15 protein-coding genes are annotated in these 15690 nt (G+C 47.9%); 9 read left to right on the top strand and 6 right to left on the bottom strand.

The window, feature by feature from the left end; all coding sequences use genetic code 11:
* Positions 1 to 176 precede the first annotated feature (176 nt).
* Complete coding sequence (locus tag BGO59_RS29335; protein WP_293690448.1) at positions 177 to 788, top strand: TetR/AcrR family transcriptional regulator; 612 nt, start codon at positions 177 to 179, stop codon at positions 786 to 788.
* 83 nt (positions 789 to 871) lie between these two features.
* On the opposite strand, the gene BGO59_RS29330 is transcribed toward BGO59_RS29335, so the two are convergent.
* Positions 872 to 2173 carry an aminopeptidase P family protein gene (locus BGO59_RS29330; protein ID WP_293689974.1) on the bottom strand — a complete coding sequence of 434 codons (1302 nt, stop codon included), beginning with the start codon at positions 2171 to 2173 and terminating at the stop codon, positions 872 to 874.
* Between the two features lie 141 nt (positions 2174 to 2314).
* Here BGO59_RS29330 and BGO59_RS29325 point away from each other — a divergent pair, with 141 nt between their 5' ends.
* The 5 genes from BGO59_RS29325 (at position 2315) to BGO59_RS29305 (ending at position 7243) form a co-directional block, all read left to right on the top strand.
* Positions 2315 to 3862, top strand: a complete 1548-nt coding sequence (locus BGO59_RS29325; protein WP_293689972.1) for a S8 family serine peptidase — start codon at positions 2315 to 2317, stop codon at positions 3860 to 3862.
* Between the two features lie 100 nt (positions 3863 to 3962).
* The gene (locus BGO59_RS29320) at positions 3963 to 4766 is read left to right on the top strand and encodes a hypothetical protein (protein WP_293689969.1); all 804 of its coding nucleotides are present in this window, start codon (positions 3963 to 3965) and stop codon (positions 4764 to 4766) included.
* Positions 4767 to 4868: 102 nt separating this feature from the next.
* Positions 4869 to 5540 (top strand): response regulator transcription factor, encoded by a 672-nt coding sequence (locus tag BGO59_RS29315; protein ID WP_293689966.1) that lies wholly within the window; start codon positions 4869 to 4871, stop codon positions 5538 to 5540.
* Entirely contained in the window at positions 5537 to 6856 is a 1320-nt protein-coding gene (locus BGO59_RS29310) for a HAMP domain-containing sensor histidine kinase (RefSeq protein ID WP_293689963.1), read from the top strand. Before BGO59_RS29315 ends, BGO59_RS29310 begins: the two co-directional genes overlap by 4 nt.
* 15 nt (positions 6857 to 6871) lie before the next feature.
* Positions 6872 to 7243, top strand: a complete 372-nt coding sequence (locus tag BGO59_RS29305; RefSeq protein ID WP_080058017.1) for a DMT family protein — start codon at positions 6872 to 6874, stop codon at positions 7241 to 7243.
* Positions 7244 to 7250: 7 nt separating this feature from the next.
* Here BGO59_RS29305 and rfaD read toward each other — a convergent pair whose 3' ends face one another.
* A complete protein-coding gene (gene rfaD, locus BGO59_RS29300; RefSeq protein WP_293689957.1) occupies positions 7251 to 8216 on the bottom strand; it encodes an ADP-glyceromanno-heptose 6-epimerase in 966 nt (321 codons plus the stop codon).
* 274 nt (positions 8217 to 8490) lie between these two features.
* Between rfaD and BGO59_RS29295 the strand changes: the two genes are divergently transcribed.
* Together BGO59_RS29295 and lpxB are read left to right on the top strand one after the other, a co-directional pair.
* The gene (locus tag BGO59_RS29295) at positions 8491 to 8907 is read left to right on the top strand and encodes a 6-carboxytetrahydropterin synthase (RefSeq protein WP_293689954.1); all 417 of its coding nucleotides are present in this window, start codon (positions 8491 to 8493) and stop codon (positions 8905 to 8907) included.
* An 82-nt stretch (positions 8908 to 8989) separates the two neighbouring features.
* A complete protein-coding gene (gene lpxB / locus BGO59_RS29290) occupies positions 8990 to 10099 on the top strand; it encodes a lipid-A-disaccharide synthase (protein WP_293689952.1) in 1110 nt (369 codons plus the stop codon).
* A 93-nt stretch (positions 10100 to 10192) separates the two neighbouring features.
* Here lpxB and BGO59_RS29285 read toward each other — a convergent pair whose 3' ends face one another.
* The 3 genes from BGO59_RS29285 to BGO59_RS29275 form a co-directional block, all read right to left on the bottom strand.
* Positions 10193 to 10975 carry a LytTR family DNA-binding domain-containing protein gene (locus tag BGO59_RS29285; RefSeq protein ID WP_293689949.1) on the bottom strand — a complete coding sequence of 261 codons (783 nt, stop codon included), beginning with the start codon at positions 10973 to 10975 and terminating at the stop codon, positions 10193 to 10195.
* The gene (locus BGO59_RS29280) at positions 10972 to 12081 is read right to left on the bottom strand and encodes a histidine kinase (protein WP_365981603.1); all 1110 of its coding nucleotides are present in this window, start codon (positions 12079 to 12081) and stop codon (positions 10972 to 10974) included. The genes BGO59_RS29285 and BGO59_RS29280 overlap by 4 nt, the downstream gene beginning before the upstream one ends.
* 267 nt (positions 12082 to 12348) lie before the next feature.
* Positions 12349 to 13476 carry a sensor histidine kinase gene (locus BGO59_RS29275; RefSeq protein WP_293689944.1) on the bottom strand — a complete coding sequence of 376 codons (1128 nt, stop codon included), beginning with the start codon at positions 13474 to 13476 and terminating at the stop codon, positions 12349 to 12351.
* Positions 13477 to 13750: 274 nt separating this feature from the next.
* Here BGO59_RS29275 and BGO59_RS29270 point away from each other — a divergent pair, with 274 nt between their 5' ends.
* Entirely contained in the window at positions 13751 to 14824 is a 1074-nt protein-coding gene (locus BGO59_RS29270; protein ID WP_293689941.1) for a sensor histidine kinase, read from the top strand.
* 90 nt (positions 14825 to 14914) lie between these two features.
* Here the strand turns inward: BGO59_RS29270 and BGO59_RS29265 are convergent, their stop codons facing one another.
* Positions 14915 to 15526 (bottom strand): hypothetical protein, encoded by a 612-nt coding sequence (locus BGO59_RS29265; protein WP_293689939.1) that lies wholly within the window; start codon positions 15524 to 15526, stop codon positions 14915 to 14917.
* Between the last annotated feature and the right edge of the window lie 164 nt (positions 15527 to 15690).

Genomic DNA, 15690 nt, shown 5'->3' with positions numbered 1-15690 from the left:
GTGTAACTAGTGGTTGACAACCTCAACGGTTATATTCATATTTGTAGCTACAGTAGATTTGCTACTATTTTAGCAGACTATTTAACTCCCAAAGCATACAAACGCATATAACTGAATCCTCTTTAAACATAAAACTACCCAATCGTATGAAAGTCGTCAAGCGAAGGAATCGCCAGATGACCATGGAACGTATCCTGCGCGCCATGGGAGAAGTAATGGCTGAACGCGGTACCGAAAAAGCAGGTATTAATGCCGTTGCTGAGCGTGCTGGAGTCAACAAAGTATTAATTTACCGCTATTTCGGTGGTTGGAATGGTTTGCTGGAAGCTTACGTACATCGCGGCTTTTTCCTCTCGATGTTTAATGATAAATTTCTGGATTCCGTACCTGATAATCTGGCTCCAGAAGCTCGTAGCAAAGCCTGGTCAGAATATACCATTCAGTTCATGCGTGAATTCCGGAACCGGAAATCGTCTCAGGAACTCATTCGCTGGGAAATGGCAAATGGAGAGACTGAACTGGCTCGTCGCCTGGCCGACTTCCGTGACCAATCGTATAAAACGATGGTGAGCAAGCTTGCTCCCTATTCAGCTTTTGACCCCATTGCTATCACCAGTTTGATGGTTGCTGCCGTAACCCATCTGGTTCTTACCAGTAATCACCGCGATCACATTGGAGACATCGACCTGCGCTCCGATGCCGGTTGGGAGCGTCTCGAAACAGCCATTCGTCGGATTTACTCCAGCCTGAACATTGCACTCGATCGCGAAAACTCGAAGAAAGAATAAGCGAAATAATCAATGAATAATGTAAAATGGAGAATGAACAATGGGTTTACAAATTCCATTGTTCATTCTCCATTTTACATTATTCATTGATTATGGTTCATCAATTCCTCGATCTCGTCGGCTTCCAGAGGAATGTTGGCCATTAAGTCGATGTTACCCGACTCGGTCAGCAATACGTTATTTTCGAGCCGAATACCGAGCTTCTCTTCACGTATATAGATACCCGGTTCGACGGTAAATACCATTCCGGCTTCCATGCGCCGGTACTTGTTGCCAACATCGTGTACATCCAGCCCCAGAAAGTGCGAGGTGCCATGCATAAAGTATTTCTTATAGAGGGGTGCATCCGGGTCCTGCTTTTCTACGGCCGTCCGATCCAGTAAGCCCAGGCCAATCAATTCTGACTCCATGATTTTACCCACTTCCCGGTGGTAATCGTCCCAGAGGTTACCCGGTCGAAGCATTTGAGTGGCCTCCCTCATCACGCGCAAAACGGCGTCGTATACTGCCCGTTGCCGTTCGGTAAAGCGGCCATTCACCGGGACCGAACGAGTCATATCGGCATTGTAATTGGCGTATTCGGCACCAATATCGAGCAAGATCATGTCGCCATCCTGGCATTGCTGACTATTATCGATATAATGCAACACACAGGCATTAGCTCCCGATGCAATAATCGGGCTATAGGCCGCCCCCCGTGAGCGATTTTTGAGGTATTCATGCATCATTTCGGCCTCAATTTCATACTCCCAAACACCGGGTTTAATAAACTTGAGTAACCGCCGGAACATCGAATCGGTAATGTCGATAGCCTTTTGAATAAGGGGAACCTCCAATGGCTGCTTGATGGCCCGTAGGTAATGCATCAACGGGGCAAGCCGTTCCAGATGATGTAATGGATATTTCCGCTTAAACTCGTCGATAAAACGGGCATCACGGGTTTGCACCTCAATACCGGCCCGGGTATGTTCATTCGAATTCAGGTACACATGCTCGGCCTCGAAAATCATCTGAATAAACACCTGCTCGAACTGGTGCGTCCAGTAAATCTGCTTCTGTGGGATACCCGTTGCCTGTTCAGCCTCTGCTTTAGTCAACTTGTGCCCTTCCCAGATTTCGATAAGTTCGCTGGTTTCACGCAGGAAGAGAACTTCCCGAAATTTTTCATCAGGATGGTCGGGAAACAATACCAATTGGGTTTCTTCCTGATCAACGCCCGTCAGGTAAAACAGATCACTGTTCTGCCGGAACCCCATCGTACCATCGGCATTGGTTGGCATGATGTCATTAGCGTTTAAAACAACTAATGATTTTGGCTTCAGCAGTTGGGTAAGCCGCTGACGATTCTGAATAAAAAGCTGCTTATCGATTGGTAAATAACGCATACGGTATACCGTGTAGGCTTAGTTATTTTTGATTATATTGCAAAGAAACTCAAAACCCAGAACAGTTTTAGTGTGTTTCTGAGTTAACAATTTATTGGCCTTGCTTCAGTGAGGCCGCGCGTTTTCTGACCTAAACGAATCATGATTGTACGCCTAACCGCGTTTTTCTGCCTGTTCATCCATCTGGTGCAGGCACAACCTAACGAGGCCCGTTCCGAAGCTCCTAAATATTGGGTTTTGCTTCGAGACAAAGACCTTTCCTCTTCGCCTGCTTTGTCGCCACAGTCCATCGCTCAACGCCAACAGCAACATTTATCCTTCGATGAAACAGATCTTGCCGTATCGGGCGCCTACCTTTCTGCTTTAAAACAAGCCGGTATTCAGCCGGTTTGTCTATCGCGGTGGTTAAATGCCGTATCGGCCAGACTTACCAATGTGCAATATGCTCAGGTGATGGCGATGCCGTTTGTGAAAGGCATTCAGCCAATTGACCCGGCAATTGTAATTACCAGCCTTGAGGTTCCTTCGAAGCTTCAGATGGCCCCGGTCATGACCCAGATTCAGGCTCCTAATTTTGCCCAGGCAGGCCTAACAGGTCGTTTTGTTAACATCGGAGTCATCGATGCAGGTTTCTTTGGTGCAGACTCTGCCAGTTCGCTAAAGCACGTATTCGAGCGACAGGGCGTTAAGCAGGTTCGCGATTATGTCAATGAAAAGAAAACGCAGAACAACCTACTGCGCACCCTCGAGACGATGTCTGATTTTCATGGGACCGAAGTAATGGCCGCCATTGCGGGTAGCGATCCTACCGAAAACATTCAGTTTGGTTTAGCTACCGATGCTACGTTCTACCTGGCCCGTACTGATCAGGGCAATCGTGAATACCGTGGCGAAGAAGACAATTGGGTAGCCGCTATGGAATGGATGGATAGCTTGGGCGTACGACTGATTAATACCTCACTGGGTTATGCCAAAGGCATGAGCAATCCGAAAGAGAACTACGAACCCAGCCAGATGGACGGCCACACGAGCCTGATTAGCCGGGCGGCTCAGATTGCAGCCGATAAAAAGGGGATTCTCATTGTTGTATCGGCCGGGAACGAAGGCGACGACCGTTCATGGCGGATCATCAGTACCCCTGCCGATGCCCAGGGGGTACTCGCCATTGGGGCCACCAACAGCCGACTCTGGAATCGAATTGGCTATAGCAGCATTGGCCCCGAAAATCTTCCCTACCTAAAACCCAATGTTTCCTGCTTTTCGCTCTATGGTACTTCGTTGTCGGCGCCCGTTATTACGGGTTTTGCGGCCTGTATTATGCAGGCAAATCCGAAGCTAACCAATAAGCAGGTTATGGAAATCATTGAGAAATCGTCGCACCTGTATCCATACGGCAATAATTATGTAGGATATGGTGTACCACAGGCATCGCGGGCATTGGCTTTACTTCGCAATCAGGACCTGCCGGTTACAACCCGATCGGTTAAGGCCACTGGGAAAACATTCCACTGGCCTGTTGATGGAAACGAGGCTACCATATCGGTATTTCATAAGAAAGATGCTACACACGTGCTGCAACAGGAAGCGGCAAAAGTCAATAACGGACAACTGACGCTACGTCGTTCATCGAACGAAAAGCAAACCACCATTGATCTCAAAAAAGAAGTGGTAGAGGTAATCTGGGAATGATTGATTACGGTATGAAGAAAAATTAATTTCCGTTTCAGATAGAGCTTATACGGAGGGTATAGGTTTGCTTCCGTAATCACACAGTAACAAATAACTGAACATGGAAACGAACACAAAACTAATGGCTCTGGCTATCCTGGCAGCCTCGTTAACCGCTCCCCTTACCTACGCCCAACAAGCAGCCCCTACCCCGCCCGAACCACCGGCTCCGGGGATCGCACTCAACGATCCTCTTGCTGGACCACATCAACCCGGTCGGCCCGGCCCAGGTAAACATGGTCGGCATTCCGGCGACTTCCGCAATCAACGTGGCCCAGGGCAGGAACCACAAGCCCATGGGCTTACGTCACTCACAACGGTTACAGGAACGGTTGGGCAATGGATTACAAACGACGACTCGGTATTGGATGGATTCACCATTGGAACAGGGGCAACGGCAACAACGGTTAAATTCCCTTCTCACCTCGGAAAACAGATTCAGCAGGCCGTTAAACCTGGTAGCTCTGTAAGTGTAACAGGTTATTCGGACACAACACCTAAGGGAGAAACTGTTTTTCTGCTGAATAGCCTGACAGCTGGAAAATCAACCGTTATGCATACCCCTCCAACCCGACCAGCGACCCTGCCCGAACCACCGGCTCTTGCTACCGCCACCGGCAAAATCGCCGATTACCGAATGGACCGTGAAGGTCGTGTGAATGGGTTTGTACTGGATGACAAAACCATTGTGACGATTCCTCCCCATGTAGCGTATCAGCTCACGAATCTGGCGAAGAAAGGGAATACTGTAACCGTTCAGGGTTACCCAAAATCCCTGCATGAAGGCCAAGTACAACTGGAAAAACTAAACATCCTGCGAGCGTCAGTGCTGACCATCAACGGGCAACAATATCTGGTACGTTAACAAGTAAAGAGCGAAAGAGTGAATGGGTGAAAGAGCGAATTTTCAAAACACTCATTCGCTCTTTCGCTCATTCACTCTTTCGCTCTTTCGCTCTTTTGCACCGTGAAAATTCTAGTCATCGAAGATGAGCGTAAACTGGCCCGGTTTATAAAACAGGGGTTGGAGCAACATGGCCATGTTGCCGATCTGACACACTCCGGTTCTGAAGGGCTCGATTATGTCGCGAGTGGCTTATACGACCTGGTACTACTTGATCTGATGCTGCCTGGCCAAACTGGTTTCGAAGTACTCCAAAATCTGCGAGCATTCGGACTAACCGTTCCCGTTATGATTTTATCGGCGCTGAGCGACCCCGAAAAAGTAGTGCAGGGGCTCGATCTGGGCGCAGTCGATTACCTGCGCAAGCCCTTCGATTTCAATGAATTGCTGGCCCGAATTCGGGTGCTTCAACGCCGGACAGCCATCAGCGACAATGTTGTATTACGTGTAGCCGATCTGGAAATGCGCCTGGTAACCCATGAGGTATTCAAGCACGGTGAACGACTTGAATTAACCAACCGGGAATTTGCCCTACTCGAACTACTCATTCGTCGGCCAGGGCAATTGGTCACCAAAACAGAAATCGCGGAGAAAGTATGGTCGGTGGATTTCGACATGGGCAGTAATGTGATCGAAGTTCACATCTACCAGCTTCGAAAAAAGCTGGATGCTGCTGGAAAAACGGGTTTAATCGAAACGATTATCGGCCGGGGGTATCGGCTCAAAACGGCATGAGTTTGCGCAGTCGGATTGTGCTGGCCGTTACAGCCGTGTTTGCGATCGTAAGCCTGCTGGCAGGTTGGCTCATGCTCAATCGGGCCGAAAAAAGCCTGCAGACTGCCTTTGACCGAACCCTGCAAACCCGAGCCGATTGGTTACTCTCGCTGGTCAGTATCGATCCGGTTGTATTGCCCCTCCCAACTGACCGGGAACGAATGCTCGTCCACTATCAAACCTACGGCCACTCGCGCGAATTATTCCGCAGTCCGGGTTTTCCCAATACGTTCCGGCGAGGTCGCCACCAGCCGTCCATTTCGTACTCCTATCGGTCGGTAACGACTCAAACGACCAGTAACCAGCTGGCCGACGGTCAGATTTTACTAACGCTGGCTGTACCCGATGCCACTTTGCAGCAGGATATACGACAACTTCGCTGGCTCTTCGGTCTTGGCTGGCTCATGAGCCTTTTACTAGCCTTCGGAGCAGGCTATGGCGTAGCGGGCTGGCTCCTTCGGCCAATACAGAGTATTGTTGAGCAGGCCAACACCATAAGTTCTACCAGTAACAGCAGTCGTATTCAGCTCCCCAGCAGCCGCGACGAACTATACCAACTGACTGACACACTCAACCAAATGCTGGCCCGGATTCAGGAAAATGTGGAGCTACAACGTAATTTCTTTGGCGCGGCTGCCCATGAATTACGTACGCCATTGACCATTATGAAAACCGGCCTGGAAGTAACGCTGGGGAATGGCCAGATCGATGCAGGAACAAGGTCTTTCCTGACCGGGCAGTTGGACGAAGTAAGTCGATTAGCACGGCTTATTGATGAGTTTTTAGTACTCAGCCGACCGGATGCCCTTACGCAACCACTCAATTTGGCAGAAGTCGACTTAGCGACTTTACTGACCAACTGCCTGACGCAACTGAGCGTCATTGCGACCGACTATGACGTAACCACTCACCTCGACTGGCCAGCCGCAACCGAGACAACTATACTGACCGATGCTGTCAAACTGGAACATATTCTGCTTAATCTGATCGAAAATGCGATTAAATACGCTGTGGCAGCCAGTATCATAATCGTTCGTTTACAGCGTGTAGGAACTAACTGGCAAGTTGATGTAGAGAACCGTACTGTTCGAAAAAATGGCCCTACTCTCGACCTGACACAAGCTTATTTTCAGGCTGATCCACTCAAAGAAGGGCATGGTTTGGGACTTTGGATCGGTTTCCGGCTAACAACCTTACTCGATGGTGAGTTACATCTAAACTGGCAGAATTTTACGTTCAAAAGCACCTTAATTTTGCCGGCTGAACCAAACAAGTAAGTTATTTATCAATCCATGAAAGGACTTTATTGCATCCTATTACTAACGTTATCGAACGTATTTATGACGCTGGCCTGGTATGGTCACCTTCAAATTAAACAATATCCTATGCTGGCCAAACTATCGCTTTTTGGGGTGATTATGCTTAGCTGGGGGCTGGCTTTTTTCGAATACATCTTTCAAGTTCCTGCCAACCGCATAGGCTCAAACGAAACGGGCGGCCCCTTTTCGCTGTTCGAATTAAAAACCATTCAGGAAGCTGTATCGCTGACTGTTTTTACCCTCATCACGGTTTTTTTGTTCAAAACCGATAAACTGGCCTGGAATCACCTGGTTGGGTTTGCCTTCATCGTCATCGCGGTATTCTTCATCTTCAAAAAATGGTAATCCGCCTTTATAAATAGTCTTCTTTACTCAAATAGTTTTTGACGTAATCGGCAATACCTTCCTCGAGGGAGCAGAACGGCCGGTCGTAGCCGATAGACCGGAGTTTTGCCATGTTGGCCTGCGTAAAATACTGGTATTTATCGCGGATGTCGGCGGGTGTATCGATGAAGTCGATCTGGGGCTCAAGTCCCAGGGCGTAGAACGTATTTTTGGCCAGATCGAGGAACGTACGGGCTTTACCACTACCCAGGTTGTAGATGCCCGAATTGCGCCGGTGATGCATCAGAAATGAACAAACCTCAACCAGATCTTTCACATACACGAAATCGCGCATCTGTTCGCCATCTGCAAAATCGGGGTTGTGCGACCGGAATAATTTCATCCGACCCGATTGTTTTATCTGATTGAATGCATGAAAAATAACTGATGCCATACGGCCTTTGTGGTATTCATTTGGGCCATATACATTGAAGAATTTCAGGCCAGCCCAAAAGAAAGGTTTGCGTTCCTGCTCCAGCGCCCAAATATCAAATTCATTCTTCGAGTCGCCGTAGGGGTTCAGCGGTTTTAATTGCGGAATCAACGATTCATTATCATCGTAGCCCAATTCGCCCATTCCGTACGTAGCGGCCGATGACGCATACACCAGAGGAATTTGATACTCAATGCACCGATTCCAGATTTGCTTAGAGTATTCAACATTCAGATGCTCAAAAATCTGGCGGTCAAATTCCGTTGTATCCGTACGGGCCCCGATGTGAAAAATAAACTCGACTTCCTGATAATTTTGATCAAGCCAATCAAAAAAAGCTTCCCGATCCACACGTTCCTGAATCCGTTTTCCAGCCAGATTTGCTTCTTTTTCCGGGTATGAAAAATCATCGACTGCAATGATAAAATTGAAGTTTTCCTGATTTAACTTGCTGATTAAGCAACTTCCGATAAAACCGGCGGCTCCCGTAACTATAATCATAAAATGCTAGTCGTAAACGTGTTTATATTGGCAATCCGATGGGTATCAGCCTTGATGAAGTGAAATTGGCTGTAAAGATACATCTTTTCCATTGGACAATCGACTATCAGATTCGTTGATTAAATTGTATTTTTCTAATAATAACTATTTTAATGTGTCACGTTGACACTTATATAAAATCGACGACGTTTTTATAAGGCAGGTTCGATTCGTACTTTTGTCATTTCATTTTAACATGGGCGTTTCTGGCAACCGCCCCATATAAACCAGAGCTATGGTATATATCAATCGAATTGAACATTTCAATGCCGCTCACCGGCTTCATAATCCGGCCTGGTCGGAGGAAAAAAATCAGGAAGTTTTTGGCCCCTGCGCGAATGCAAACTGGCATGGGCACAACTTTGAATTAATTGTAACTGTGAAAGGTGAACCCGATCCTGATACGGGTTTTGTGATCGACCTGAAAGTGTTGGGGGATATTATTCGTCGGGAAGTTATTGATAAAGTTGATCACAAAAATCTAAATCTCGACGTCGATTTTATGCAGGGAAAAATGGCGAGTTGTGAAATTCTGGTGATGGAAATCTGGAAAATTCTTGAACGAGCACTTGCCCCCGTTACCGAAGCTCATCTGCATCAAATTCGACTTGTTGAAACTCCAAAAAACTTCGTCGATTATTTTGGCGAATAACGTTTCCAGGTATGCTGTATGATGTAGGAGACCGAATAAAAGTTACCCCATACATCATATAGCATACCCCATTCATCATTTCATGACCTATTACCTAATTGCGGGCGAACGATCAGGCGATTTACATGGCGCGAACCTGATTCGGGCAATCCATCGTCATGATTCAGAGGCCACTTTTCGGGCTTACGGTGGTGAGCAGATGGAAGAAGCAGGCGCTGTTCTGGTACGACATTACCGCGACATGGCCTTTATGGGGTTTCTGGAAGTGGTCAAAAATCTGGGAACCATTCGTCGGATTATGCGGGAATGTCAGGCGGACCTGCTGGCACATCGCCCCGACGTGCTGATTCTGATCGATTATGCCGGTTTTAATCTTCGAATAGCCCGATTCGCCAAACAGCATGGCATTCGAGTCTTTTACTACATTTCGCCAAAGGTTTGGGCCTGGAATCAGCGCCGGGCCTTAAAAATCAAAGCCAGTGTAGATCGGCTCTTTACAATTTTGCCATTCGAAACCGAGTTTTTTGCCAAATACGACTACAACGTTGATTATGTGGGGAATCCCCTACTGGATGCGCTAGCCGATTTCCATCCCGACCCCTTGTTTCGACAAAAAGCGGGTTTAGGTGGCCAGCCAATTATTGCTCTACTACCTGGCAGTCGTCGTCAGGAAATTACGGGTATCCTGCCCACCATGCTTCAGACAACCCGGCAATTCTCTGATTACCAGTTTGTGGTTGGTACAGTCAGCAATTTACCCACTTCGCTGTACGACAGCCTGTTAGCTGACTATCCGAACATTAAGCGTGTAAATGATGCCGCTTATGATCTGCTACATGTGTCGGTAGCGGCCCTGGTCACGTCGGGAACAGCTACGCTCGAAACGGCCCTACTTTCCATTCCACAGGTGGTTTGCTACAAAACCACAACGATTTCATATGCCATTGCCAAACGACTCATTGCGGTACCGTTTATTTCACTCGTCAACCTGATTGCAGGCTATGAGGTTGTTAAAGAACTGATCCAGAACGATCTGACACCCGAACAAGCGACTACTGAGCTCAAGCAGATTTTGCCTGGTGGCCCAAAACGGGCTGAGATTCTGGCAGGCTATGCGGCTATTCAGCAGAAAATGGGCGGCCCAGGTGCTTCCGAACGAGCTGGCCAGTTAATGGTGGAGGCCTTGACATAGTTTCACCTCACCGACCCGCCGGATTATTTCCCTCCTGAAAAGTTCTTTTAGTTCGTGAGGGCAGATTTGAGAATCTGCCCTCACCCTAAAGACTTACTTTCCCATCCAGTATTTAAAATCGCTCACTTTTTCGCGGCTGACGAGGGCTTCTTTGTCGAAAACGGGCCGGAGAGTCAGTGCCAGTCGATTGCCAAAATAGGGTTGGATCTGATCAACAGCCTGATGCGTGACAATGACACCCCGGTTGATCCGAAAGAAACGGGCAGGGTCCAGGGCATCAGCAATTTCGTCCAACGTATAGTCGACCAGAAATTTCTGTCCGGTGTGCATCGTAAAGAAGCTGTAGCGATCTTCGGTGAAAAAATAAGCAATGTCGGTCACCTCGACGGAGAGCATTCGTTGCCCCTGTCGCACCAGAAACCGCTGCCGATAGTCGCGAATGGATTGATTCTGAAGCTGCTGCAACAGCTTTTCAATGTTCAACCCCGGCGAGACCACCGACCGACTGCGCAAATCCTCGTACTTCTGAAGACTACGCTGTAAATCGTCGCGCTGGATGGGTTTCAACAAATAATCGATACTGTTGACTTTAAACGCCTGAAGCGCGTACTCGTCGTAAGACGTTGTAAATATGACAGTACTCTTTACAGTTGTGCGCTCAAAAATTTCGAAGCTTTGCCCATCGGCCAGTTCAATATCCAGGAAGATCAGATCCGGGTCGGGCTGACCGCTGGCACGCAGGTTCTCGAGCCAGGCTACCGTATCGTCGATACTAGCCGTTACGCCCGACACCGTCAGTGCCGGAGCAACTTCCTGCAATAATTTCTGAAGCTTGCGAACCGCTAATTCTTCATCTTCAACTATCAGAGCATTCATGCGTTTGTTTGTTTTTTGGTCAGCAGCGGTAATGTTATCGTAAAATACTCCGGTCCCGTTTCAATCGTAGGCACCGGGCAGGCCAGAAGTTCATATTTAGCCTGAATATTGCTCAAGCCAACCTGAGTGGACTCCATTTTCAGCGATTCCGAGCGACTGGTTTTCTTTTGAAGATTGTTTCGAACCACAAGGTTGCCCTGATCGGTTGTCAGAATGGCGATGGATAAAGGGCGGCTCGCCAGAATAACATTATGTTTTACGGCATTTTCGACCAGTAGTTGCAGTGTCAGGGGGGGGAGCTGATACTGTCGATACTGCTCAGCTACCTCTACGTTCAGTTGAAGCCCATCGCCATGCCTGGTTTTGAGCAAATGAAAGTAGGAATCAATAAAAGCCAACTCTTCGTCGAGAGTTGTTAATTCATTAAGTTCGTCACCAATAGGCGCTTGAAAGCTGAACAGAGACGTTGGCCCAACCGGGTTATTTGGACGGTGACTGGAACTAGCCGCTAAGCTGGATCGCTGGTTGGTTTGAAGCATGTAGCGATACACTCGGGCCATCTGATCGACAAAAAGCTCGGCACGTTTGGGTTCCTCTGCAATGAGCGATGACAGGGAATTCAGACTATTAAACAGAAAATGTGGGTTGACCTGACTTCGCAACCCCTGCAACTGACCCCGCAGATTTTCTTTCTTCAACTTTTCCTTGTTCATCTGATACTGCTGCCAGCGGTACATCGAATAAGAGGTTTCATAGATACCTACCAATAGGAAAATAGCTACCAGATCGAAGCCAAACACGGCAGGCACGGTTTCATAAGTCAACTGCGAATTGAACGGCCGAAATCGAATAAATAGCCAGGTATATACAGTCAGAAAACCAGCCGAAAGCCCCATGAAAGCCAGGCAGAGCAGCCCAGCCCTTACGCGTGTCTGGCTTAGTTCAGGGTAGCGACGGGCAATGGCATCGGCAACCCAATCGTGACAGATGAACGCTATCGTCGACAGAAGCCAGACAAATACGGTAGCTCCCAGAAACGTGGGCAGGCTTTGCAGGTACGATTCGCCAACCAGGGAGTAGGTAATCAACGGAACGAACCACGGCATCAGCAGCCCATAAGACCACCCACCGCGTCTTGTTAGACGTAGCCAACGTCGCGCGCGATCAAAGTGGGTTATGCTGCGTGTGGTCATTGATAGGTAAGTAAACGTGATGCCATGTCGATAGCGATAAAGATACAGAGATACCTAGGCCAACAACAGGCGAATTTGTGTCAATTGGTTTTTACAGGTTGTGAATTGTTGAAAAGAGTTTACAATCTGAATAGTAACATAGAATTATGGCCAGTCCTCCGGGCTGCTTTTTGCTCCTTTTCATACCAGATTAGGGGTTAACAGCGGCAATTCGACCAGAAACTGTGCCTCATCTGCATCAACCCTGATCGCTTTTTCCGTCAATAGCCTGTATTTGGCCGCCAGACTGCCTAAACCCGCCCCGCCCGTTTCAAGCCTGACCGATCGAGCCTGTCGATTGTTGGTAACCTGTAACCAGCCTGTATCCGTAATCGTAATGACAATCCATAACGGGTGCGTAGCCGACATAGCGTTGAATTTAATGGCGTTATCGACCAGCGTTTGTACACTAAGGGTGGGCAAGGTATAGGCGATGTAGCTGCTATTCACCAGAGAAGGTAGTTGAATTTGAAGACTCTGGCCATACCGAACGGCCAGCAGATCGGTATAGGCCTGAATAAAATTCAATTCGGCCTGTAGCGTAACTAACTCTGTAGCGGTTCTGGCCACGGGCTGTCCATTACGTCGGTCGGCCTGTAGCATATATCGGTACACAACGGCCAGTTTATCAACAAAGCGCTCAGCCTGTTGAGGTTCTTCACTGATCAGTACCGATAGCGAGTTGAGCGCATTGAACAAAAAGTGGGGATTTAACTGCTCCTTGAGGGTATCATATTGATGCTGCAGGGCTACCCGCTGCAACTGCTCACTTTCGGTCATATCCTGTTTCCATCGAGCATAGGTGTAAAATAAACCGAGTGCTACGCACAGAAAAACATCGAAAATAGCACCTAATAGCCAGATAGGACGCACAGAAGCCCAGCTAAACCGCACACCTGTTACCGGAACCAGGCTGTATACCCAGACATCGAAAATAGCCAGCCCTATTGTCAGCCCTAACACACTGACCAGCATCACCAATGAGCGACGAATGGTTTGGTGCGCTGCCGGATACCGTCGTATGGCCCACCATATGGTAAGCGTCAGCGTACTAACGGAGAGCCAGTATAAGCCAAATACGAGAACTGTTCCGACAAGGAATTTTGACGGGTCGTTAAAATAAGAAGGCCCAATAAAGTAATAGTTACCAATTGGGAACAAAACAGGCATCATCAGGAGATGATACCGCCATTCGTATTTTGAAAAAATTTTCGGTCGACAGATAGGCACTAGTTCCTGGCCACTGGCTCGTAAAGCAAGCCAAAGCACCTAGTCGAAGTTGGTCAATATGAGGCTAACCTTTGGGCCAGTGATGCACGAATTGTTAAAAATGATGAATGAATTGAGGATAAACGCGTATGAACTGTACGGATGTACACAGTCAATAATAGTCTGCCGGTCAATTGTAGAAAATTTTCTACATCGAACACATACCGATGCCTAAATGGTCGTGAACATCGATGGCCATTCCGCGTATATTCGCCCAAAATCTACTAATTTAGTAGTCTGTCAGTTTATTGCTGAGGCACTACCCTTACTGTCCATGTTCCAACCTGGTTATCAACGTCTGACTACCTTCTTTTCGAAATGGGAGCTTTGGTATCATGCGTTAGTGATGCCGATTATATTCCCCATTGGGCTATATTATTTAATCGGCCCGGTGTTTTTGTCCGATTGGCGCGTCTTTGTCATTGGGGTTCTGATTGGCAGTATCAACTATGCCTGGGCCGTTGTGGTGCTTACGTTACTGGTACGCCAGATCATTGCCCGCTTTCCCAACGTAAAGCAGACCGTTGCCCGAACCCTGGTTATGCTGGGTTTGGTATTGATCCTGGCCGTTTTTATCACTACAAGCATTCTGTTTCAGTTTAGTCGAATTCCCTGGTTCGGTACGCAGTTCGACTGGCCTACGATTCGTGCGTTGTTCTTACTGGATGTTATTTTCGATGTTTTCCTCTGCATCACGCTCAACGCATTCTACGCTTATCGGCAATGGGCCAACGACCAGACTGAAAATGAGCAGCTTCGTCAGGCTACATATCAAAATCAGCTCGATGCCCTGAAAATGCAAATCAACCCGCACTTTCTGTTCAATAGCCTGACCTCACTCTCGTCGCTCATTGGCGAAAACCGCCAGCAAGCCAGCCAGTTTGTCGATGAGCTGTCGAAAGTATACCGGTATTTGCTACAGGCTAATCATCATGAACTGGTGCCTCTTCAACAGGAGCTGGACTTTATTGCAAGCTACGCGCACCTGCTTCAGACTCGTTACGGCGCCAGTTTACAGATTGCCTGTCAGATTGATGACGACTACCTTGATTCTAGCCTGCCTGCACTGACGCTACAGACCCTGATCGACAATGCAATGAAACATAACAGCATGGCGATCAATAATCCCCTGATTATTCATATACAAACTATTTCTGACGGGAAATTACTGGTTCAGAATAACGTACAGCGTAAAATCAATAAGGTTGAACAGATTCAGGCCAGATTGACAAACCTGGTAAATCGATACCGTTCTTTGGGCAACGGCGACCTGGAGATTGAAGAAACAAACGCGTATTTTGGGGTCCGTATCCCCTTGGTGGCGCATTCTGTACAAACTATGTACTAACCCATAAAGCCAACTGGGTTCATCAGACAGCAACCCTATAGTTGTCTGATGAACCCAGTAAGAAGGCGTATGTATCGGCAGGCCAGTAAATTAAGTAGCCGGTCGGGTAACGATAATATAATCCTGATAAAACGAAGTACCTGACTTACCCTGAATCCGAATCCGGTTGCTCCCTGCATTCAACGAAATTGTCAGACTATACATCCGTTTCCCTCCATCGGTTCCTTCCAGAGGGAAATCGACTGGTGATCCTGAATTTATAATTATAGAGGCCAGCCCAGGTGTTTGCGAATTGGTTTGATAACGGATGGTAAGAATGTAGTTAGAGGCTGTAGTGGGTACATCCGAAACGGCGTATAGTAAATAATCACCACTGGATGTATAAGGCCCCCGCACATTATTGTCGCCCGGCGCTCCCGAATAGGTCCCCGTACCGGCAGCATCTTCGGCCTGTATCTTTCGGGAAAAAGGGGGTGTTGTATTCCCACCGGGTTTGATAAGCGGGGGGCGGGTACCCGCCGGAATTACGGCACCGTTATCGAGCGTGAGTGTGAATCCTCCGGCGCTGGCGGCTGCTTCAAACGCTGCCTGCCCCGCACTATTCAGCGGATACACATCCGTATCTCGTGTCGTCGTTGCCTGATAAATTTCCTGTCCATCGCTGGTGCGACGGATACGTACTAATTGTGTACCGATTGCCATAATTAGATGCTTAATGCAGATGTTGGTGGATTAAATAGTGTGCCATGCGCACAGAGGCATTATAAATCGACTAAAAAAGGAATTGAACGGTGTTGAACAGAGCCAGCTTACTTCCCTGTAGGTTCACCTCAATCATAACATTGGGGACCGGATTGAGAATCAGC

This window comes from Spirosoma sp. 48-14 (genome assembly GCF_001898575.1).
GTDB lineage: Bacteria > Bacteroidota > Bacteroidia > Cytophagales > Spirosomataceae > Spirosoma.
Note: the sequence above shows the minus strand (reverse complement) of the source record. Positions and strands in the feature narration are given on the sequence as shown.

Excerpts from the sequence above, each read along its gene's own strand:
- BGO59_RS29335 (WP_293690448.1), top strand. The coding sequence starts at position 177 with ATGACCATGGAACGTATCCTGCGCGCCATGGGAGAAGTAATGGCTGAA.
- BGO59_RS29330 (WP_293689974.1), bottom strand. The coding sequence starts at position 2,173 with ATGCGTTATTTACCAATCGATAAGCAGCTTTTTATTCAGAATCGTCAG.
- BGO59_RS29325 (WP_293689972.1), top strand. The coding sequence starts at position 2,315 with ATGATTGTACGCCTAACCGCGTTTTTCTGCCTGTTCATCCATCTGGTG.
- BGO59_RS29320 (WP_293689969.1), top strand. The coding sequence starts at position 3,963 with ATGGAAACGAACACAAAACTAATGGCTCTGGCTATCCTGGCAGCCTCG.
- BGO59_RS29310 (WP_293689963.1), top strand. The coding sequence starts at position 5,537 with ATGAGTTTGCGCAGTCGGATTGTGCTGGCCGTTACAGCCGTGTTTGCG.
- BGO59_RS29305 (WP_080058017.1), top strand. The coding sequence starts at position 6,872 with ATGAAAGGACTTTATTGCATCCTATTACTAACGTTATCGAACGTATTT.
- rfaD (WP_293689957.1), bottom strand. The coding sequence starts at position 8,216 with ATGATTATAGTTACGGGAGCCGCCGGTTTTATCGGAAGTTGCTTAATC.
- BGO59_RS29295 (WP_293689954.1), top strand. The coding sequence starts at position 8,491 with ATGGTATATATCAATCGAATTGAACATTTCAATGCCGCTCACCGGCTT.
- lpxB (WP_293689952.1), top strand. The coding sequence starts at position 8,990 with ATGACCTATTACCTAATTGCGGGCGAACGATCAGGCGATTTACATGGC.
- BGO59_RS29285 (WP_293689949.1), bottom strand. The coding sequence starts at position 10,975 with ATGAATGCTCTGATAGTTGAAGATGAAGAATTAGCGGTTCGCAAGCTT.
- BGO59_RS29280 (WP_365981603.1), bottom strand. The coding sequence starts at position 12,081 with ATGCCGTGGTTCGTTCCGTTGATTACCTACTCCCTGGTTGGCGAATCG.
- BGO59_RS29270 (WP_293689941.1), top strand. The coding sequence starts at position 13,751 with ATGTTCCAACCTGGTTATCAACGTCTGACTACCTTCTTTTCGAAATGG.
- BGO59_RS29265 (WP_293689939.1), bottom strand. The coding sequence starts at position 15,526 with ATGGCAATCGGTACACAATTAGTACGTATCCGTCGCACCAGCGATGGA.